The organism is Polaromonas sp. P1_G4, assembly GCF_056405475.1.
Genome location: NZ_JBFUCA010000022.1, coordinates 1 through 17,907 on the forward strand (window position 1 = coordinate 1; position 17,907 = coordinate 17,907).

General features: G+C 63.4%; 22 protein-coding genes and 1 pseudogene. 11 read left to right on the forward strand and 12 right to left on the reverse strand.

Translation table 11 applies throughout. From position 1 onward, the window contains the following. Nucleotides 1-50 precede the first annotated feature (50 nt). The 3 genes and pseudogenes from AC1D1X_RS02200 to alr all read right to left on the reverse strand — a co-directional run. On the reverse strand, nucleotides 51-518 hold the full coding sequence (locus tag AC1D1X_RS02200) for an N-acetyltransferase family protein (protein WP_477670277.1): 468 nt from the start codon (nucleotides 516-518) through the stop codon (nucleotides 51-53). A gap of 50 nt (nucleotides 519-568) precedes the next feature. Beyond that, nucleotides 569-964 carry an RDD family protein gene (locus AC1D1X_RS02205; protein ID WP_477697763.1) on the reverse strand — a complete coding sequence of 132 codons (396 nt, stop codon included), beginning with the start codon at nucleotides 962-964 and terminating at the stop codon, nucleotides 569-571. Between the two features lie 53 nt (nucleotides 965-1,017). Next, a pseudogene (alr, locus tag AC1D1X_RS02210) lies at nucleotides 1,018-1,920 on the reverse strand (alanine racemase); the annotation flags it as partial. Nucleotides 1,921-2,109: 189 nt separating this feature from the next. Here alr and lplT point away from each other — a divergent pair. The 3 genes from lplT to AC1D1X_RS02225 all read left to right on the forward strand — a co-directional run bounded on the left by lplT (nucleotide 2,110) and on the right by AC1D1X_RS02225 (nucleotide 4,955). Then, entirely contained in the window at nucleotides 2,110-3,390 is a 1,281-nt protein-coding gene (lplT, locus tag AC1D1X_RS02215; RefSeq protein WP_477651481.1) for a lysophospholipid transporter LplT, read from the forward strand. Further along, complete coding sequence (locus tag AC1D1X_RS02220) at nucleotides 3,390-4,325, forward strand: DMT family transporter (RefSeq protein WP_477697764.1); 936 nt, start codon at nucleotides 3,390-3,392, stop codon at nucleotides 4,323-4,325. The genes lplT and AC1D1X_RS02220 overlap by 1 nt, the downstream gene beginning before the upstream one ends. A gap of 135 nt (nucleotides 4,326-4,460) precedes the next feature. Continuing rightward, entirely contained in the window at nucleotides 4,461-4,955 is a 495-nt protein-coding gene (locus AC1D1X_RS02225) for a glutathione peroxidase (RefSeq protein WP_477670281.1), read from the forward strand. Between the two features lie 17 nt (nucleotides 4,956-4,972). Here the strand turns inward: AC1D1X_RS02225 and AC1D1X_RS02230 are convergent, their stop codons facing one another. Then, the gene (locus AC1D1X_RS02230; protein ID WP_477670282.1) at nucleotides 4,973-5,665 is read right to left on the reverse strand and encodes a helix-turn-helix transcriptional regulator; all 693 of its coding nucleotides are present in this window, start codon (nucleotides 5,663-5,665) and stop codon (nucleotides 4,973-4,975) included. Nucleotides 5,666-5,720: 55 nt separating this feature from the next. Here AC1D1X_RS02230 and AC1D1X_RS02235 point away from each other — a divergent pair, with 55 nt between their 5' ends. From AC1D1X_RS02235 to AC1D1X_RS02260, 6 genes are all read left to right on the forward strand, one after another. Further along, nucleotides 5,721-6,197 (forward strand): hypothetical protein, encoded by a 477-nt coding sequence (locus tag AC1D1X_RS02235; protein ID WP_477674104.1) that lies wholly within the window; start codon nucleotides 5,721-5,723, stop codon nucleotides 6,195-6,197. Nucleotides 6,198-6,207: 10 nt separating this feature from the next. Then, nucleotides 6,208-6,900 (forward strand): penicillin-insensitive murein endopeptidase, encoded by a 693-nt coding sequence (locus AC1D1X_RS02240; RefSeq protein WP_477697765.1) that lies wholly within the window; start codon nucleotides 6,208-6,210, stop codon nucleotides 6,898-6,900. Nucleotides 6,901-6,961: 61 nt separating this feature from the next. After that, nucleotides 6,962-7,540, forward strand: a complete 579-nt coding sequence (locus AC1D1X_RS02245) for a GNAT family N-acetyltransferase (RefSeq protein WP_477670285.1) — start codon at nucleotides 6,962-6,964, stop codon at nucleotides 7,538-7,540. Nucleotides 7,541-7,547: 7 nt separating this feature from the next. Further along, nucleotides 7,548-7,898, forward strand: a complete 351-nt coding sequence (locus tag AC1D1X_RS02250) for a hypothetical protein (RefSeq protein WP_477670286.1) — start codon at nucleotides 7,548-7,550, stop codon at nucleotides 7,896-7,898. A 49-nt stretch (nucleotides 7,899-7,947) separates the two neighbouring features. Beyond that, nucleotides 7,948-8,532 carry a helix-turn-helix domain-containing protein gene (locus AC1D1X_RS02255; RefSeq protein WP_477670287.1) on the forward strand — a complete coding sequence of 195 codons (585 nt, stop codon included), beginning with the start codon at nucleotides 7,948-7,950 and terminating at the stop codon, nucleotides 8,530-8,532. Between the two features lie 3 nt (nucleotides 8,533-8,535). Next, the gene (locus AC1D1X_RS02260; RefSeq protein ID WP_477670288.1) at nucleotides 8,536-9,066 is read left to right on the forward strand and encodes an N-acetyltransferase family protein; all 531 of its coding nucleotides are present in this window, start codon (nucleotides 8,536-8,538) and stop codon (nucleotides 9,064-9,066) included. Between the two features lie 7 nt (nucleotides 9,067-9,073). Here AC1D1X_RS02260 and AC1D1X_RS02265 read toward each other — a convergent pair whose 3' ends face one another. Both AC1D1X_RS02265 and AC1D1X_RS02270 read right to left on the reverse strand, forming a co-directional pair. Next, nucleotides 9,074-9,580 carry an EVE domain-containing protein gene (locus AC1D1X_RS02265; protein WP_477670289.1) on the reverse strand — a complete coding sequence of 169 codons (507 nt, stop codon included), beginning with the start codon at nucleotides 9,578-9,580 and terminating at the stop codon, nucleotides 9,074-9,076. Between the two features lie 5 nt (nucleotides 9,581-9,585). Beyond that, complete coding sequence (locus tag AC1D1X_RS02270) at nucleotides 9,586-9,960, reverse strand: VOC family protein (protein ID WP_477670290.1); 375 nt, start codon at nucleotides 9,958-9,960, stop codon at nucleotides 9,586-9,588. A 153-nt stretch (nucleotides 9,961-10,113) separates the two neighbouring features. On the opposite strand from AC1D1X_RS02270, the gene AC1D1X_RS02275 reads away from it, so the two are divergent. Next, nucleotides 10,114-10,389 (forward strand): hypothetical protein, encoded by a 276-nt coding sequence (locus tag AC1D1X_RS02275; RefSeq protein WP_477697766.1) that lies wholly within the window; start codon nucleotides 10,114-10,116, stop codon nucleotides 10,387-10,389. A 30-nt stretch (nucleotides 10,390-10,419) separates the two neighbouring features. On the opposite strand, the gene glcF is transcribed toward AC1D1X_RS02275, so the two are convergent. The 6 genes from glcF to glnK form a co-directional block, all read right to left on the reverse strand. Continuing rightward, the gene (gene glcF, locus AC1D1X_RS02280) at nucleotides 10,420-11,667 is read right to left on the reverse strand and encodes a glycolate oxidase subunit GlcF (RefSeq protein ID WP_477670292.1); all 1,248 of its coding nucleotides are present in this window, start codon (nucleotides 11,665-11,667) and stop codon (nucleotides 10,420-10,422) included. A gap of 4 nt (nucleotides 11,668-11,671) precedes the next feature. Beyond that, nucleotides 11,672-12,448, reverse strand: coding sequence for a YoaK family protein (locus AC1D1X_RS02285; protein WP_477670293.1), 777 nt, complete (start codon nucleotides 12,446-12,448; stop codon nucleotides 11,672-11,674). Nucleotides 12,449-12,451: 3 nt separating this feature from the next. Next, nucleotides 12,452-13,573, reverse strand: coding sequence for a glycolate oxidase subunit GlcE (gene glcE / locus AC1D1X_RS02290; RefSeq protein WP_477670294.1), 1,122 nt, complete (start codon nucleotides 13,571-13,573; stop codon nucleotides 12,452-12,454). 82 nt (nucleotides 13,574-13,655) lie between these two features. Then, entirely contained in the window at nucleotides 13,656-14,582 is a 927-nt protein-coding gene (locus AC1D1X_RS02295; RefSeq protein ID WP_477697767.1) for an SMP-30/gluconolactonase/LRE family protein, read from the reverse strand. 226 nt (nucleotides 14,583-14,808) lie between these two features. Further along, nucleotides 14,809-16,347, reverse strand: coding sequence for an ammonium transporter (locus AC1D1X_RS02300; RefSeq protein ID WP_477670296.1), 1,539 nt, complete (start codon nucleotides 16,345-16,347; stop codon nucleotides 14,809-14,811). 32 nt (nucleotides 16,348-16,379) lie between these two features. Further along, entirely contained in the window at nucleotides 16,380-16,718 is a 339-nt protein-coding gene (gene glnK, locus AC1D1X_RS02305) for a P-II family nitrogen regulator (protein WP_007873831.1), read from the reverse strand. Between the two features lie 581 nt (nucleotides 16,719-17,299). Here glnK and AC1D1X_RS02310 point away from each other — a divergent pair. After that, nucleotides 17,300-17,907 (forward strand): magnesium chelatase domain-containing protein (locus AC1D1X_RS02310; protein WP_477697768.1); only part of this gene is annotated, 608 nt, incomplete at its 3' end.

Below are 17,907 nucleotides of genomic sequence, written 5' to 3' on the forward strand. Positions count from 1 at the left end.
AACTCACAGGCGCGAAAATCACGCCGCAGTGAGCCGCGGTTCGACGGCGCCTAAAGCGCCTTGGCGTACACCACGAAGCCGGAGTTTTCCGCCACCTGGTCATACAGCCTCATGGCCGTGTTGTTGGTTTTGTGGGTTTGCCAATAAACGCGGGTAGAACCGGCGGCCTGGGCTTTCTCGTACACGGCTTCAATCAGCGCCTTGCCAACGCCCCGGCCGCGCACGGCTTCAGCCGTGAACAGATCCTGCAAATAACAGACCGGCGCAATGCGGGTGGTGCTACGGTGATACAGGTAATGCGTGAGGCCCACGAGTTCGCCGCCAGACTCCGCCACCAGAGCGTGGACAGGCTCATACGCATCAAAAAAGCGCGACCAGGTCATTGCGGTGATGTCGTCAGCCAGCGCCGTCTCACCGGATCGGCCGTAGAACTTGTTGTAGCCCAGCCAAAGGGGCAACCAGGCCTCGAAATCCTGCGGCGCTATGGGACGAACGGTGATGGATGAAGCCACTGGCATGGGCACCTCTTGATGATGGCAGGCAGGGTTGATGCCGGAGAGAGCGGGTATCAGCCGTTGAACGCGACAGGCTGGGTAGTGCCGGCCTTGTCGCGCACGACAACCGTGCCGGCGAGCTTGTCGTGCCAGCCCTGCTTGCGGGCGTCGAAAGCCACCCAGAAAAAACCCAGGCAAAAGGGAATGGTGGACAGCACATAACCGACGTAGCGGATGACGAACTGGCCTGCCGTGGCCTTGAGGCCGGTCCTGGCGTCCACGATGCGGGCAGCAATCGCCATTTTCCCGGGTGTCGCCTGCCGAACGATCCAGAAGCCCACGACCACCACAGCCGGAATAACCCATGAGATCAGGAAATCCGCCGGCCCCTGAACCAGCTTTGTACTGTTCCAGTAAGCGGTGCCGTAGATGACCGTCAGCAGCGGGAAGATCAGCACGCAGAACAACACGGTATCAATCAGCGATGCCCAGACGCGTATCCAGAAGCCGGCATATTCAAGTTCCGCCCCACCATGCTGGTGCGCACGCCATTCACCAGCATCGGCGTACCTGTGCTGCAGTGGCGCGGGTAGCCGTCTGCGTAACCGCAGGCCACCACGCCGATGCGCAGCGGGCCGTCGGCCGTGAAACAGGAGCCGTAACCCACGGTATCGCCGGCTTTGAGCTCCTGGATGCCGATGATTTTCGATGACAGCGTGATGGTGGGCTGCAAATCCCAGTCGGCCGCGCTGTGCTCGGGGAAGTCGGGCGCGCTGCCGTAAACCAGGATACCGGGCCGCACCCAGTCGGAGCGCCCGGCCAGCACATCGCCGTGCCGCAAGGTGGCGGCGCTGTTGCTGAGGGTGCGCTCACCCGGCAGGTCGTGTGTGACGGCGTCGAAGGCCTTCAGCGCCGCGGCGATACCTTTCGGGCCGTCTGCATCGGAAAAATGCGTCATCAGCGTAATCTCTTCGACCTGGGGCAATGCATTCAGGCGCGTCCACGCCGCACGGTAGCGTTCGGGTGCAAAGCCCAGCCGGTTCATGCCCGAATTCATCTTGAGGAAGACACGGTGCGGCAGCTGCGTCTTGTGGGCAGCCAGCATGTCGATCTGCTCGTTGCAGTGAATGGTATGCCACAGGCCCAGGCGGGAGCACAACTCGAGATCCCGCGCCTCGAAGCAGCCCTCCAGCAGCAGGATGGGGCCGCGCCAATCAAGCGCGCGCAGGCGCTGCGCTTCAGCCAGGTCCAGCAACGCAAATCCGTCGGCGCTGCGCAGCGCATCAAAAACACGTTCGATGCCGTGACCATAGGCATTGGCCTTGACGACGGCCCAGACCCGCGCATCGGGCGCGGCAGCGCGCGCGCGGGCAAGGTTGTGGGCAAGCGCTGCGGTGTGAATGGTGGCAAGAATGGGACGTGRCATGGCGCAGTAAATTGTTTTCCGGGAGCGTGGCAGGCTGGCGGGCCCGTCGGGACGAAAGGCCTCTGGATGAGGTCTTTTGCATTCTGACACCGCCCCCCATGCTATAAACCGGAATCGTCTGGAGACATTCACCCTTATCTTGCCGCATCAGATCCGCTGATGCATTGATGCAGTGACCACAACAGTTTAATGAAGCGCGGTTTCTACACCATCATGGCGGCCCAGTTTTTCAGCTCGCTGGCTGATAACGCGCTGTTTGTGGCCGCCGTGGAGCTGCTGAAAACCAGCGGCGCGCCCAAATGGCAACCGGCGGCGCTGGTACCCATGTTTGCGCTCTTTTACGTGGTGTTAGCGCCTTTTGTGGGGGCTTTTGCCGATGCCCGCCCCAAAGGCAACGTCATGTTTGTCAGCAATGCCATCAAGGTCATCGGCTGCCTGATGATGCTGTTTGGCTCCCATCCGCTGCTGGCCTATGCCATCGTCGGGCTCGGGGCGGCGGCTTACTCCCCCGCAAAATACGGCATCCTCACCGAACTCCTGCCGGCTTCGCAGCTGGTCAAGGCCAACGGCTGGATTGAAGGCTTGACGATTTCCTCCATCATCCTCGGCGTTTTGCTGGGCGGCCAGCTCGTGGGCCATTCAGTGTCGTCGCTATTGCTTTCGTTTGACTTTCCCATTTTCACTACCGGCATCGACACCGCCCCTGAAGCCGCGATTTCCGTGCTGATCCTGCTCTACATCATCGCGGCCTGGTTCAACACACGCATCCCCGACACCGGCGTGGAGATGCGGCCCATGCCGCGCAACAAGCTCGAGCTACTGCCCGATTTCTGGAACTGCAACTCAGCCTTGTGGCGCGACAAGCTGGGTCAGATTTCCCTGGCGACCACCACCCTGTTTTGGGGCGTGTCGGGTAATTTGCGCTACATCGTGCTGGCCTGGAGCGCGGCCGCCCTGGGCTACAGCACGACGCAGGCCTCGTCCCTGGTCGGTGTGGTCGCCATCGGAACCGCCGTCGGTGCCGTGCTGGCCTCCATGCGCATGCGGCTGGACCAGGCCACCAGCGTGATGCCACTAGGTATTGCCATGGGCCTTCTGGTCATCTTGATGAACTTCATCGGCAATGTCTGGGTGGCCGCACCTTTCCTGATCCTGCTGGGTGGCCTGGGCGGCTTCCTGGTCGTGCCCATGAACGCGCTGCTGCAGCACCGCGGCCACAACCTCATGGGCGCGGGCCGCTCGATCGCCGTGCAGAACTTCAACGAACAGGCCTGCATTTTGAGCCTGGGGGCTTTCTACAGCCTCTCCACCGGCATGGGCCTGTCGGCCTTCGGCGCCATCACAGCCTTTGGCGTAGTGGTGGCAGGCTTCATGTGGGTGATCCAGCGCTGGCACAAGCGCAACACCGTCAAATACAAAGAGCAGGTGGACCACCTGCTGAGCATCGCCCGCAGCGATAAATCGCACTGATGCTGGCCGATGCTCCCGGTGCTCCCGTACGCGGCGGCACGTCAAAAGCCGTTCTCGCGCTCACGCTGAATGCGTTCGTCTGGGGCGTTTCGTGGTGGCCGCTGCGCCAGCTGCAAGGCCATGGCCTGCACCCGCTGTGGACCACGGCGCTGGTTTACGCGGTCGTGGTGACCGGTTTGCTTACGCTGCGCCCCACCGCCTGGCGTGGTTTTGTTGCGCATCCCCAGCTGTGGTTCCTGGCGGCGGCTTCGGGCCTCACCAATGTCGGATTCAACTGGGCTGTGACAGTGGGTGACGTGGTGCGTGTGGTGCTGCTGTTTTATCTGATGCCGGCCTGGTCGGTGCTGGTGGCCTGGGTCATGCTGGGCGAAAAGCCCTCGGCCGCCTCGCTGCTGCGCCTCTTGCTGGCCATGACGGGCGTGCTGATCGTGCTCAAGTCGCCCGACTCRCCGTGGCCCATCCCCCAAGGCGGCGCCGACTGGCTGGCCATCATGGGCGGCTTCAGTTTTGCCGTGACCAACGCCGTGCTGCGCAAGTACAACCACACCCCCAGCGAATCACGCATGCTGGCCATGTTTGGGGGTAGCGGCCTGATGGCGGCCGGCGCCGCGCTGCTCGGCATGTCGCAGCTGCTGGTGCCTGCGCCGGCACTGGCTGCAGCGGGCATTCCGGTAGTGTTGGCGCTCAGCCTGGCCTTCATGGCCWGCAATGCGGGTCTGCAGTATGGCGCGGCGCGGCTGGCTGCAGGCACAACCGCCATCGTGATGCTGACTGAAATCCTGTTTGCCAGCCTGTCGTCGGCCGCGCTGGGCGCGGCCGAACTTACGCCGCGTGTGCTGCTGGGCGGCAGCCTGATCGTGCTGGCCGCGGTGCTGGCGGCCMTCGCACCATCGGCGACACCCCAAACCGCGCCCGGCGGTGCAGAATCGCACTGAAATAAGAGCCCCCACGCTTTTCGCTAGCGCGTAATGCGCTGCCCCTTGCACAAGAAGAGGGGGGCTAATTTCCCTTGGGGCGGCCCGGCGGGAAATTGCATCATGTTTCAATGGCAGTTCACACAGGAGACAACCATGAGCGCAGCAAAAACGGTTTACGACTTCCAGGCCAAAGACATCACAGGCAAAGACGTCGCACTCGATGCTTTCAGGGGCAAGGTCATGCTCATCGTCAATACCGCCAGCAAATGCGGCTTCACGCCGCAGTTCGCCGGGCTGGAAGAGCTGTACAAACAATATGCCGGCAAAGGCCTGGCGGTCCTGGGTTTTCCCAGCAACCAGTTTCTCTCGCAAGACCCCGGTAGTGACGACCAGATCGCCGAGTTCTGCCAGGTCAACTACGGCGTGAGTTTCCCCATGATGTCCAAGATCGACGTCAACGGCCCCGCCGCCCACCCGCTGTACCAGTGGCTGTCGGCCGAGGCGCCCGGCCTGCTGGGCATCAAGTCCATCAAATGGAACTTCACCAAGTTCCTGGTCGGCAAGGACGGGAAAGTCATACGGCGTTATGCGCCCAGCGACAAGCCAGCAGACCTGGCCAAGGACATCGAGGCTGCGCTAGCGGCCTGAGCCGCCAGCGCCCCACGTCAAGGGGGTTTGGGGCCGGCTTTGACGGCCCGCAAATAATCCGCCAGCGTACGGCCGGCCTCATGGCCCATGCGCTCGTCCAGCACGTTGATCGCGGCCATGCGGTCCACGCGAAAGTTGCGGAAGTCCTGCCGTGCTTCGCACCAGGCGCCCAGCGTCCAGACGCTGCCCCAGTAAAAACAGCCCAGCGGCCAGAGCACGCGCCGGCTTTCACGCCCGGCCGCATCAAGGTAGCGCACATCCACCTTGCAACGCGCATGCACCGCTTCGCGCAAAAGCTGCAGGCTACGCTGCATGGCCTCATCCGGATTGATCACCACCGCATACAGCGGCACGCCTTCGGCCGCTGTGCGCGCCGCGGGCGGCAGCACCGAAAAAATCTTGCCCCAGGCGGCCTCCGCATCACCCGCCATAGCCGGGTCCAGCCAGGCCTGCGCCAGGCGCACTGACGCGGCCAGCGCATTGGCTTCCTTTTGCGTGAACATCAAGGGCGGCAAATCAAACCCCGCGCCCAGCCGGTAACCGACGCCGGCCTCGCCTTCGATGGGCACACCCTGGTGCTGCAGGTCGGCCACATCGCGGTAAATCGTGCGCTCGGAAACTTCGAGCCGCTTGGCGAGGAACTCCGCCGTGCTCAGGCGGCGGCCGCGAATCAGCTGGACGAGATGGAAAAGGCGGTCGGCGCGGCGCATGGTTTGCAGATGATAGGGGAGCGCCCACCCGGCTATAGTGCAAACCGTGATCACCATGCAACTGCTTCTTCAAATTCTCGCTTGCGTCGCAATCGTGGCAACCCTGGTGATCGCGCCCGTCGCATGGTTCCGCATGGTGCGAGCCCAGACGCAGTCGGTCTATTGGAAGAACATGGCGCTCTTTGTGGCGCCTATGCTGTTGACCTTCCTCCTGGCCAAGGCTGCCGGTCTCATACCGGAAGCCTCAGCACCGCCATCCACGATCCCGACGGCTAAGGATGTCCTGGCAAGCATGCCACCCGGTCAATTGATCCTGCTCTCGTTAATAGCGGTGCTCTGGGTCGGCGGCGGAAATTTACTGCTCTATCTGAACCGCAGGCGGCTCGGGAAGAAGTGGTGGCAGGCCCTGAACCCATTCGATCCTCCGTTCAAGGATTTCAACACCGCTGAGTGGCTGGCGCTGGGAGGCCTTGTGGCCGGCTCACTTACTCTTGGCGCGCTTGCTGTTTCGTATGGTCGCGGGGCCTGGTAACTGATCTTCCATGCATAAGCTCGCTTGCCTGATCGCCGCAATGCTGGCGACCCTGTCCGTCCAAGCCCTTGCCGCCGACAGCCAATGCTTCGGCACGGTCAGCAAGGGCCGCATCGAAGGCAGCGTCAAGCTGCCGACCAGCGGCCCCAACTTCTCGGCTTACAGCGCGATGGCCGCCACGGCAGGCCGCACGCATGTGCATGCCAAGGTCGCGGACGTCATCACCGCGTCCTACGCGGCGCTCCACGCCACCAGCCCATCGACCACCTATGTCTATGGCGAAACGGGCTGGCCTTCTGGCGGGCGTTTCCGGCCGCACCGTACGCATCAGAACGGCCTGTCCGTGGACTTCTTTGTGCCGGTCCGCGACGCGCAGGGAAAATCCGTACCGCTGCCGGCGGGGATCGGCAATCGCTTCAGCTACGACATTGAGTTCAATGCCGACGCCCAGTACGGCGAATACACCATCGACTTCCCCGCGATCGCCGAGCATCTGTACCAACTGGACCTGGCCGCGAAAGCGCGCGGCGCCGGCATTGCCCTGGTCATTCTTGATGCGCCGTTTTTGCCCCGGCTGTTCGCCACGCCGCGCGGCRCTTACCTGAAGCAAAACCTGAACTTCACGAAAGGCAAGCCCTGGGTTCGCCATGACGAGCATTACCACGTGGATTTCGCCATCCAGTGCAAAGCCAACACGGGCTAACGCTTGCGGCCGGCGTAATGCCTTGACTATAGTGCCAACATCGGATCGACCTTACAGCCCCATGAAGCTCACCGTCCGCCCCCTCACGCCCGAGCGCTGGCCCGATCTTGAAGCGCTGTTTTTAGCCAAAGGCTGTTCGGTCGCGCGTGGCTGCTGGTGCATGTATTACCGGCGCAGCGGCGCACGCGAGCCACTGCCCGCGGGCACCACCGCCCCCCAGGCCAATCGCGCCGACCTGAAAAAACTCACTCGCGGCGACACCCCGCCCGGCCTGATCGGCTACCGCGGCAAGGTGCCTGTCGGCTGGGTGTCGCTGGGGCCGCGCGAAGACTATGCCAAGCTCAAACGTTCGCCGGTGATGAAGCCGGTCGATGACAAACCCGTCTGGTCGGTCATCTGTTTTGTCGTGCCATCTGAATATCGCGGCCAGGGTGTCGCGCGGGCACTGCTGCATGGGGCCATCGCCTACGCCAAAAAGCAGGGCGCCACGCTGCTCGAGGCCTATCCCGTGGACAAGCCCGGCCGCTCCCATGACGACGCTATGTGGTTCGGCGCCAAGTCCATGTATGACGATGCCGGCTTCAAGGAAGTCGCGCGCCGCAAGCCGCAGCGGCCTGTCGTGCGGCTCAAGCCTGTCTAAGTCCTGTATGGCCTATAGCTACCTTTTCTTCGAACCCGCAAGGTTGCCGCTGACCCCGGATGAACTCAACGACAGCACAGTGCGCCCGCTGGACGATGCTGTCGCGGTGCGGGCCGCGCTCTCGCGCATGCTTCCCGCTATCGCCTGGGATGATGACGAGCAGACCGGCCGCATGCAGGCCGACGAAGGCTGGATCGAATTTCAGTTGCCGGCCTCGGAGGACACCTTGAGCATGCGCTGCTCGCTGCGGGCCGACTATTCGGCCCTGGTGCAAAGTCTGTGCGACCAGTCAGGCTGGCTGGCATTCGACGAGCAGCCCATGTGTTTTCAGCCCGGCCAGCCGCCCATGTCTGCCTAACGATCAGGCGCTGGACACAACCTCCAATATGGTGGAAAATAATTCCACCATGACAGAATCTTCCTCCGACCTGAACCAGCGCATCGCCGAGCGCGTGCGTGAGCTGCGAGCCACCAAAAGCCTGTCGCTTGACGCACTGGCCGCTAAAAGCGGCGTGAGCCGCTCCATGATTTCGCTGATAGAGCGCGGAGAAAGCAGCCCCACCGCCGTGGTGCTGGAGCGGCTGGCCACCGGCCTGGGCGTGATGCTGGCCTCACTGTTCGACGCACCCGCCGCCCGGGCGCCCGCCAGCCCGGTGGCGCGCCACGCGGAGCAACTGCAGTGGCAGGACCCGGCTTCGGGCTACCTGCGGCGCAACATCTCGCCGCCGGGCGTGCCGCAGCCCATGCAGATCGTCGAAGTGCATTTCCCGCCGGGCGGGCGCGTGGCCTTTGAAACCGGCGCGCGCGATGCGCGTGTGCACCAGCAGGTGTGGGTGCTCGAAGGCGCCATCGACATCACGCTGGGCGACGCGCGCCACGCGCTGCGCGAGGGCGACTGCCTGGCCATGCAGCTGGACCGGCCCACCATGTTCCACAACCCCACGCGAAAGCCCGCGCGCTATGCGGTGGTGATCGCCACCGAACGGGCTTGAACTATGACGAACACGACAACCTGGTCGCCGCGGCGCCTGCCCGCCGTCACTGACGAGCAAATTGCCGGACTCACCGATGTGCTGATCGACTGCGTCGAAGGCGACGCTTCGGTGAGTTTTATGCACCCGCTGTCGCGCGAACGCGCCGCGGGCTTCTGGCGCGGTGTGGCGCGGAGCGTGGCCGCGGGCGAACGCGCGTTGCTGGTCGCCGAGGATGCGCGGGGTATCTGCGGCACGGTGCAGCTGGTGCTGGCCCAGCCCGAGAACCAGCCGCACCGCGCCGACCTGGCCAAGATGCTGGTGCACCGCCGCTGCCGGCGCCAGGGCCTGGGTGAGGCCTTGATGTGCGCCGCAGAAAACATGGCGCGCGACTGCGGCAAGACGTTGCTAGTGCTGGACACCGTGACCGGCGATAACGGCGAACGCCTGTACCAGCGCCTGGGCTGGCAGCGCGTGGGCGTGATTCCCGGCTATGCGCTGCTGCCGCGCGGCGGGCTGGTGGGCACGACGGTGTTTTACCGCGAGCTGGCCTAGTCGTTACCTACAGCTCCGGAAATAGCGCCATGGGGCGCGGAGGCGCAGCGGCGGTACCAGTCGCCTCAAAGCCCAGCGCCACAAGGTCCGCATGCACGGCCCGCGCGACCAGGCGCATGTCGTGCTCGCTGACCTCGAACAGGCCGAAGCGAAACTTGTAGCCCCAGTGCTGGCGGTTTTCCACAAACTCGAACTCGTCCAGCCAGGGCAGTATGGACACCTCCCGCCCGGCCACGTAAGCCACGTCGCGGCGAAAGGGCACAAAGCCGCCACCCATGTCGAAGGCATAGGGCTCACCGGCCTGCACCACGCCTATAGAGACAAAGCGCTGGAATTTGTCTTTGCCGCCCATGGTCAGCGCGGGCGAGTAATAGGCCACGCGGTCCCCCGCCAGCACCTTTTTCAGCGGCCCACATTTGCCGTGGCACACCTGCATGTAGCCAGCCCCCGGCGTCCCGCAGCCGCGCCGCGCATGCTCGGCGCTCGCAACGGCAATCCAGTTCTTGCGGCCCATCACGCTCAAGCCGCGGCGTGCAGGCCGACGCGGTTGCCGTCCAGGTCGGTGATGTGCGCAAAAAAACCCAGACCGGGCGGCAGCGCCTGGCGCGGCAAGGCGACCTTGCCGCCGGCCTTGACGGCGCGCGCCAGTGCGGCATCCAGCGAAGGCGAGGCATCGAGATAAATCAAGGTGCCGCCGGACGCCGGAGCAGGCGCTGTGGGGCCGGCCAGGATCGCACCACCCACGCCCTCCTCCGCTTCATAGGGAAACACCGCGCCTTCGGACGGGCCCATGGGCTCGCGGCGCATCTTGCACTCGAGGACCGCTTCGTAAAAGGCCTGGGCTTTGTCGAGTTGGGTGCTGGGAATTTCAAACCAGGTGACGGCGTTTTTCATGGGAGGCTCCTTGTGTTGAAGACGCCTTGATGGTGCTGACCTGCTACTGACAGCGTGATGTCAGTAGCCTTCCCTTGTCGATCGCGATAATGGCTCGCTATGCCAGATCAACCTGCTAAGAAGCCCTCGTTTGTTTCACGCTACCTTGGCCCCTTGTTACCGTTGAGTTTTGCAGCGGTCGGGGTATGGATACTGATTTCCGGGCGTTACGTCTACCGCCCCGGGCGCTCGGGCGGCATATTAGCGCTGCTTCCACCAGACTCATTCTTTGCAGCCCTGTTTTTCATCTCACTTTCGTGTGTGATTGCCGCTTTCGGTTTTTCGGGGCGCAAGGAGTGGTGGCTTTTTTGGGGTGGGCTCACCGGTTGCGTCGGCGCGTTGCTGATTGAGGGTGCCCGTCAGCTGTTGGGCCTGGCTGTCTACGGCTGAACGGCACAGCCCAAACCGAAAATCGGGGACTCAGGAAGCCTGCGTGGGAGTTAGTGCTGCGTCCAGCACCTCCACCCAGTGCCGCACCGGCGTTGCCGTGCCGCTTTGCAGGTGGGTGATGCAGCCGATGTTGGCCGAGATGATGGCTTCGGGTGCAGCGGCTTGCAGGTTGCCGAGCTTGCGGTCGCGCAGTTGATACGCGATGTCGGGCTGCAGCACGGAGTAGGTGCCTGCCGAACCGCAGCAGAGGTGCGCTTCGCAAGCGGCCAGCTTTACGTCAAAACCCAATGTGCCCATCAGCGTCTCGACCCCGCCGCGCAGCTGCTGGCCGTGCTGCAGCGTGCAGGGCGGATGAAACGCCAGCGTGCCGGTTCGTGCCGTGACCTTGCCCTGCAGCTCACCGACCAGCTCCGGCATGAGCTCGCTGAGGTCGCGCGTGAGTTCGCTGATGCGTACGGCTTTGGCCGCGTAGGCGGGATCGTCCCTGAGGATGTGGCCGTATTCCTTGACGGTGACCCCGCAGCCCGAAGCATTCATGACAATCGCCTCAACACCCGCGCCCTCGCCAGCTTCCACATGCGGCCACCAGGCGTCGATGTTGCGCCGCATTTCTTCCTTGCCGCCCTCCTGGTCGTTCAGGTGGAATTTGACGGCGCCGCAGCATCCGGCTTTTTGCGCCACCACCGTTTGTATGCCGGCGGCGTCAAGCACGCGCACCGTGGCGGCATTGATGTTGGGCATCATGGCGGGCTGCACGCAGCCTTCGAGCATGAGCATCTTGCGGGCGTGCTGGCGCGCGGGCCATGGGCCGGCAGCCTGCCTGGCCGGTACCTTGTTTTTGAGCGATGCGGGCAAGAGGCCGCGGACGGCTTGTCCGGCTTTCATGGCGGGCGCAAAAAGCGGCGACGGAAGGCCTTCCTTGAGAGCCCAGCGCACGGCACGCTCACCGGCCGGGCGCGGCACGCGCTCGTCAACCAGCTTGCGGCCGATATCCACCAGGTGCCCGTATTCCACCCCGCTGGGGCAGGTGCTTTCGCAGTTGCGGCAGGTGAGGCACCGGTCCAGGTGCAGCTGGGTCTTGCGTGTGGGCGCTTCACCCTCCAGCACTTGCTTGATGAGGTAGATGCGGCCGCGCGGGCCGTCAAGCTCGTCGCCCAGTAATTGGTAGGTGGGGCAGGTGGCCGTGCAAAAACCGCAATGCACACATTTGCGCAGGATGGCTTCAGCCTCCAGGCCGTCAGCGGTGTTTTTGAATTCAGGGGCGAGGTGGGTTTGCATGGCGTCAGGACCCTTCTTTCAGGGCCAGAGCGAGGGCCTTGCGCCGGGCAGCGCGCTGGAAATCCGCATACAGCGGCGGCAAGGACAAGGTCAACAGCATGAGGGCCAGGGGCACGACCCAGATGAAACCGACGTATTTGAAGCCGGCCGCACCGACCAGGCCGCCGGCAATGAACATGGCCAGCAAGGTGCCCAAGAGCCGTACCTTGATGCGGTTGGCACGCACACGGGACTCGATGGAGCTGGCGGTACGGTTCCAGTAAAACATCTTGCCGAGCTCGATGCCAAGGTCGGTGATGACGCCGGTCATGTGCGTGGTGCGGATCTGGGAGGACGAGATTTTGCTGACCAGCGCGTTTTGCAGGCCCATGGTGAAGGCCAGCACCAGCACGGTCAGGGGCACGGCGAACGGCGTCTGCCGGTTCAGCGTTGCGCCAAGCAGGCCGAAGACCAGCAAAAGAACGGACTCGAGCAACAGCGGCAGGGCGAACTCACTGCGAAGGTGCCGGTGGCGCGCCCAATTGACCAGCACGGCCGTCACTGCCGCACCCAGGGTGAAGGCCAGCAAGGCGCCCACCGCACCCAGCACCAGTGTCAGGTTCCCAAGGATGAGGTTGTCGGCCACGATCGAGACAAACCCCGTCATGTGCGAGGTGTACATGCTGACCAGCAGGAAGCCCCCGGCGTTGACAGCCCCGGCATTGAACGCAAGCACGCCGCCGAGCAGGCGGTTGATGGTGGGCGTGCGGTGCTGCCCGGTGAGATGGCGCAGGCGGCGCATGAATTACCAGCCCGCCGCCATGCGGCCGCGGTTAAGGATTCCGGCGGGATCGAACTCGCGCTTGAGGTCCCGGTGGATCCGGTCCAATGGCGGCTTTAATGCATCAAATCGGGCTGTAGAACCTGCTGGTATTGCGCCGGCAGCTATAAAAAGAGTAGCATGCCCGCCAGCCTGTGCAGCGGCCGCACGCAATGCCTGTGCTTGCCCCGCGCCTGCCCGTACCCATCGCTGGGCGCCATGCCATTCCACCAGCGGCGAGTCGGGCAAATCCGGAACATGGGCCGTTTGCGGCAAGGACAGCCGCCACAAGTCCTGGTCGACCTGGCGTGCCCGGAACCACGGGTGCTGCTGGTTGCGACAGTCCTGCCAATAGCCGGCAGCTTCGGCGCTGCCTTGTTTCTCGCCGCCCAGCACCTTGCAGGCGGCTTCGACGGCGGCGACAGCGCCGCGCAATCGCAGACAGAGCGTACCGATGCCGGCCTCTTCAGACCAGCAGCTCGCATTGAGCGGCAAGGGCCGGCCGCCCCAGGCATTCAGCCAGTCAAGCGCCTGCGCCTGGCTGCATTCAAAGCGCAGGGTGGCCTCGGCAGGCGCTACCGGCAGCACCTTGAGGCTCACTTCAGTGAGCACGCCCAAGGTACCCAGGGCACCCACCATGAGCCGGGAGACGTCATAACCCGCCACATTTTTCATGACCTGCCCGCCGAACGTGAGCAGTTCGCCACGCCCGTTGATGAGCTTGAGGCCCAACATGTAATCACGCACCGCGCCCACGCTGGCGCGTGCTGGCCCGCTCAGGCCGCTGGCAACCATGCCGCCCACGGTGGCTTTTGCCCCTGAACCGTCAAAACGGGGCGGCTCGAAGGGCAGGCACTGGCCCTGGGCCGCCAGCAAGGCCTCGAGTTCGGCCAGCGGCGTGCCGGCGCGCGCAGTCACGACCAGTTCACTCGGTTCGTAGCTGATGACACCCGCGTATGGCGTCATGTCGAGGATGTCACCTTCCAGGGATTGGCCGTAAAAGTCCTTGGTGCCGCCACCCCGAATACGCAGCGGCGTGCCGGCGGCAGCGGCAGTGCGTATCCGCCCGGTCAGGGACTCCATCACATCATCGGTATCTGAAGGCATGGCTGGGATGGTACGTGGGTATCGCGCCTGGGGAGTTGATCTTTTTGCATGCCGCCTGTTCGGTTTTTTCAGAGGGCGAAGCTCAGTCCTCGAAAAAGTTCACCGGCAAGCYGGGCACATCCACCCGCATCGAAAACACGCAACCGGACTCGGGATAAGCCTGCAGTTCGGCCGCCGGGCGGTTGTAGCGTGCCGTGGTGACGTAAAGCGTTTGCAGGTCGTCACCGCCAAAACACGGCATGGTCGGGCACTGCGCGGGCACGGGAATTTCGGCCAGCAACTCTCCTGCCGGTGACAGCTTGAGAAGGCGTGCACCTTCAAACATGGCCACCCAGTAGTTGCCCTGGATGTCCACCGCTGCGCCGTCGGGCCGCCCGCCATAACCGGGCATGCCGAACTGCCAGCCGGCAGGCTTGCCGGGCCATTGGTGGAACACGCGGCGGTTCGCCATGGCGTTGCTGTCGGCATCCCAGTCCCAGGCATGTGTGGTGTGCGTGGGGGTATCCGTCCAGTACACGGTTGCGGCGTCCGGCGACCAGGCCAGGCCATTGGCAATGATGGCGCCGCCTGCCTTGCGCTCCACCGCAGGCACAAGGCTGTTGCGGCAGTCGATGGAAAAAAGCTCGGCCACGGACTTGTCCCGTGGTTCATACATCGTGCCGGCCCAGAAGCGGCCTCGCGGATCGGCCTTGCCGTCGTTGAACCGCGTCGTGTTGGTGTCATGGCCGGCCCGCATGAGCTGCTGGAGCTCGGCGCCCCACTCGCGGGCGCGGTAAATGCCGTCGCGCAATGCGATCACCAGGCCACTGCCTTGCCCCTGTGTACGGGCCGGCGCAATGCTGCCGGGCTCCGACGGCATGGCCCAGCTTTGCACCGTCCCCATAAAGACGTTGCAACGGTGAATCTGCCGGCCTGGAATGTCAACCCAATACAGCATTTGCTCGTCGGGATGCCAGAACGGCGATTCACCCAGTTCACTGGGTTGTGCAACAACGGTTTGCCATGTCATGCGGCGTTCCTTGAAAGGCTGAAAAGTGGACAGGGACCCAAGGTTAGCACCGGCAGGGCCGCCGCCGGAAACGGCCCCCGCAGCCGAATCCCGGCGATCGTGCAACGCCCACGAGGCACGCGTCAAAAAAAACAGCCCACCGGCTTGCGCCAGCGGGCTGAACATCCAAAGGAGATACTCAATCAGGGGGCTGCCCTGGGGCAGCCCGAATTCGTCTGACTATGAATTAACGGTTGTAGGCGGTCTCACCGTGCGAGGTGATGTCCAGGCCTTCGCGTTCGTCTTCTTCGCTGACGCGCAGGCCAATCGTGAGGTCAACCACCTTGTAGGCGATGAAGGAAACCACACCGGACCAGACGATGGTGATCAGCACGGCCTTGGCCTGGATCCAGACCTGGCCGGCGATGGTGTAAGCGTCAGGCGTCACGGCCGTGGCGGTCACCCAGTCACCCACGAAGCTTGGGCCACCCAGGGCTGGCGAGTTGAAGACGCCGGTGAGCAGCGCGCCCAGAATACCGCCCACGCCATGCACGCCGAACACGTCGAGCGAGTCGTCAGCGCCCAGCAGTTTCTTCAGGCCRTTCACACCCCAGAGGCAGGCGAAGCCGGCGATCAGGCCGATGATGAGGCCGCCGCCGATGCCGACGTTGCCGGCTGCGGGCGTGATGGCCACCAGGCCGGCGACAGCGCCGGACGCTGCACCCAGCATCGAGGCCTTGCCGCGCATCAGCGCTTCACCGACGCACCATGCCAGCACAGCGGCAGCGGTAGCACCCAGCGTGTTGATGAAGGCCAGGGCGGCGAAACCGTTGGCTTCCAGGGCGGAGCCGGCGTTGAAGCCGAACCAGCCCACCCACAGCAATGCGGCGCCAACCATGGTCAACGTGAGGCTGTGAGGGGCCATGGCTTCCTTGCCGTAGCCGATACGCTTGCCTATGCAGAAGGCGCCTACCAGGCCGGCGACAGCGGCGTTGATGTGCACCACGGTACCGCCTGCAAAATCCAGGGCGCCCATTTGCCAGATATAACCGCCCTTGGCGCTCATGGCGTCGGCGACTTCCTTGCCGGTGTAGGCGTCAGGGCCCATCCAGAACCAGACCATGTGGGCAATAGGTGCATAGCTGAAGGTGAACCAGATCGCCATGAACAGCAGCACTGCGGAGAACTTGATGCGTTCGGCAAAGGCGCCAACGATCAGCGCGCAGGTGATGCCGGCAAAAGTGGCCTGGAAGGCTGCGAACACGATCTCGGGGATCACGACACCCTTGCTGAAGGTGGCGCCATTGGCAAAGGTGCCCGCGACGTTGTCCCAGATGCCCTTCATGAAGAGCCGGTCGAAGCCGCCGAAGAAGGCGTTGCCTTCGGTGAAAGCCAGGCTGTAGCCATAGATAAACCACAGCACGACGATCATCGAGAACGTCACCATGACCTGCATCAGGACGGACAGCATGTTCTTGCTGCGGACCAGACCGCCGTAGAACAGGGCCAGGCCAGGCACGGTCATCATGATGACCAGCAGCGTGGAAACCATCATCCAGGCGGTGTCGCCTTTGTTGGGAACGGGCGCAGCGGCAGCCGGTGCAGAGGCTGCAGCTGCAGCGGCGGGTGCTGTCGCTGCGGCAGGCGCGGCGGCGGAAGCAGCAGCTTCAGCCGGCTTGGCTTCTGCAGCGGAAGCGGCGGGTGCAGCTGCCGGGGCCTGCGCCATCACGGCGCCGGTCGTCAGCAGGCTCAGTCCCAGTACAAGGGAGGCAAGTAGTTTTTTCATGTCTATGTTCTCTTCGTTTTTTGGGGTAAGCCTTACAGCGCTTCCTTGCCGGTTTCACCGGTACGGATGCGCACGACCTGCTCGAGGTTGTAAACAAAAACCTTGCCGTCGCCGATCTTGCCGGTGCGGGCGGCGCCCTCAACCGCTTCAATCACGCGATCCACCAGATCGTCGGAGACTGCTGCTTCGATCTTGACCTTGGGCAGAAAATCGACGACATACTCTGCACCGCGGTACAGCTCGGTATGGCCTTTCTGGCGGCCGAAGCCTTTGACTTCAGTCACAGTAATGCCTTGCACGCCAATGCCGGAAAGCGCTTCACGCACTTCGTCCAGCTTGAACGGTTTAATGATGGCCGTTACGAGTTTCATTTTCAGGGTTCCTCCAGGGATGAATAGGGAAGCAGCATCGTCAAGCACCACCTCAGCCGGATTAAGGCTTTTGTACGAGTCATTGCTGATGGAGTCTCCGTAGAAGCTCCAAAGGTTGGCAACTTGCGTGGACTTCTTAGCAGGTAACGTGCCAAAGACGCTTTGCATGGATGACCGGCCCGCCCCTGAACTTCGAGCGAACCTCCGCGAATCGCGCCGGATACGATGCACCAATAAAGGGCAATCAAGCGCACAATTTTGGAGCATTAAGCTAAAAAGGCATCACCAAGCCTGTCTTTAGTGCACGGCGGTCTTCTGCAACGTTCGTTTCTGGGACGGCCAGCACCAGGAGATCGGCGGCAAGAATGCCACGGCGGATCCTGGTACTGACACAACCAGGCAAGTGCACGGGACGAAAGTGAGTGCCACTATCGGATGCAGCGGGGCACACCTTTCTGGTGAACCAGCGGGTGGCTTCTCTCGCTAGGCGATACTCGTCTTAGGTGAAGGTATGGTGCACCTGCAACCCGGGATGGCCTCGGGTTCAGTTGTGATGCCGCCTCTGAGGGAGGAAGTTTCGAATGAGCTTGTCTTTAGTGCATAGCCGCGCCTTGTTGGGCCTGGAAGCAAGGCCCGTGCAGGTGGAGGTGCATCTTGCCAACGGTTTGCCCAGCTTTACGCTGGTCGGGCTTGCGGAAACGGAAGTCAAGGAAGCGCGTGAACGCGTGCGCTCGGCCATCCAGAACGCCGGACTGGAATTTCCCGCCAATAAACGCATTACGGTCAATCTGGCACCCGCTGATCTTCCCAAGGATTCCGGCCGTTTCGATCTGCCCATCGCGCTCGGAATCCTGGCGGCCAGCGGCCAGATCGACGCCCGCAAACTGGAAGGCTATGAGTTCGCCGGCGAGTTGTCGCTGGGCGGCGACTTGCGTCCCATTCGGGGAGCGCTTGCCATGAGCCTCGCCCTGGCGCGCCCGGCACGGCTTGCCGCCGAGAAATTGCCGAAGCTGGTTCTGCCAGAGGCCAGTGCCCAGGAAGCAGCGTTGGTCCCCGGCGCCGAAATCTTTCAGGCGCACCATTTGCTCGATGTGGTGAGGCAATTTTTGCCGGGCGACACCCCGACTGAAGCAGGGGAAGGCTGGTCTCGCGTCAAGCCGATCGTGCCTTCGGGGCAGTCCCCATATCC

Coding starts and splice junctions, on each gene's coding strand:
- AC1D1X_RS02200 (WP_477670277.1), bottom strand. CDS start 518: ATGCCAGTGGCTTCATCCATCACCGTTCGTCCCATAGCGCCGCAGGAT.
- lplT (WP_477651481.1), top strand. CDS start 2,110: ATGAAGCGCGGTTTCTACACCATCATGGCGGCCCAGTTTTTCAGCTCG.
- AC1D1X_RS02225 (WP_477670281.1), top strand. CDS start 4,461: ATGAGCGCAGCAAAAACGGTTTACGACTTCCAGGCCAAAGACATCACA.
- AC1D1X_RS02230 (WP_477670282.1), bottom strand. CDS start 5,665: ATGCGCCGCGCCGACCGCCTTTTCCATCTCGTCCAGCTGATTCGCGGC.
- AC1D1X_RS02235 (WP_477674104.1), top strand. CDS start 5,721: ATGCAACTGCTTCTTCAAATTCTCGCTTGCGTCGCAATCGTGGCAACC.
- AC1D1X_RS02245 (WP_477670285.1), top strand. CDS start 6,962: ATGAAGCTCACCGTCCGCCCCCTCACGCCCGAGCGCTGGCCCGATCTT.
- AC1D1X_RS02250 (WP_477670286.1), top strand. CDS start 7,548: ATGGCCTATAGCTACCTTTTCTTCGAACCCGCAAGGTTGCCGCTGACC.
- AC1D1X_RS02255 (WP_477670287.1), top strand. CDS start 7,948: ATGACAGAATCTTCCTCCGACCTGAACCAGCGCATCGCCGAGCGCGTG.
- AC1D1X_RS02260 (WP_477670288.1), top strand. CDS start 8,536: ATGACGAACACGACAACCTGGTCGCCGCGGCGCCTGCCCGCCGTCACT.
- AC1D1X_RS02265 (WP_477670289.1), bottom strand. CDS start 9,580: ATGGGCCGCAAGAACTGGATTGCCGTTGCGAGCGCCGAGCATGCGCGG.
- AC1D1X_RS02270 (WP_477670290.1), bottom strand. CDS start 9,960: ATGAAAAACGCCGTCACCTGGTTTGAAATTCCCAGCACCCAACTCGAC.
- glcF (WP_477670292.1), bottom strand. CDS start 11,667: ATGCAAACCCACCTCGCCCCTGAATTCAAAAACACCGCTGACGGCCTG.
- AC1D1X_RS02285 (WP_477670293.1), bottom strand. CDS start 12,448: ATGCGCCGCCTGCGCCATCTCACCGGGCAGCACCGCACGCCCACCATC.
- glcE (WP_477670294.1), bottom strand. CDS start 13,573: ATGCCTTCAGATACCGATGATGTGATGGAGTCCCTGACCGGGCGGATA.
- glnK (WP_007873831.1), bottom strand. CDS start 16,718: ATGAAACTCGTAACGGCCATCATTAAACCGTTCAAGCTGGACGAAGTG.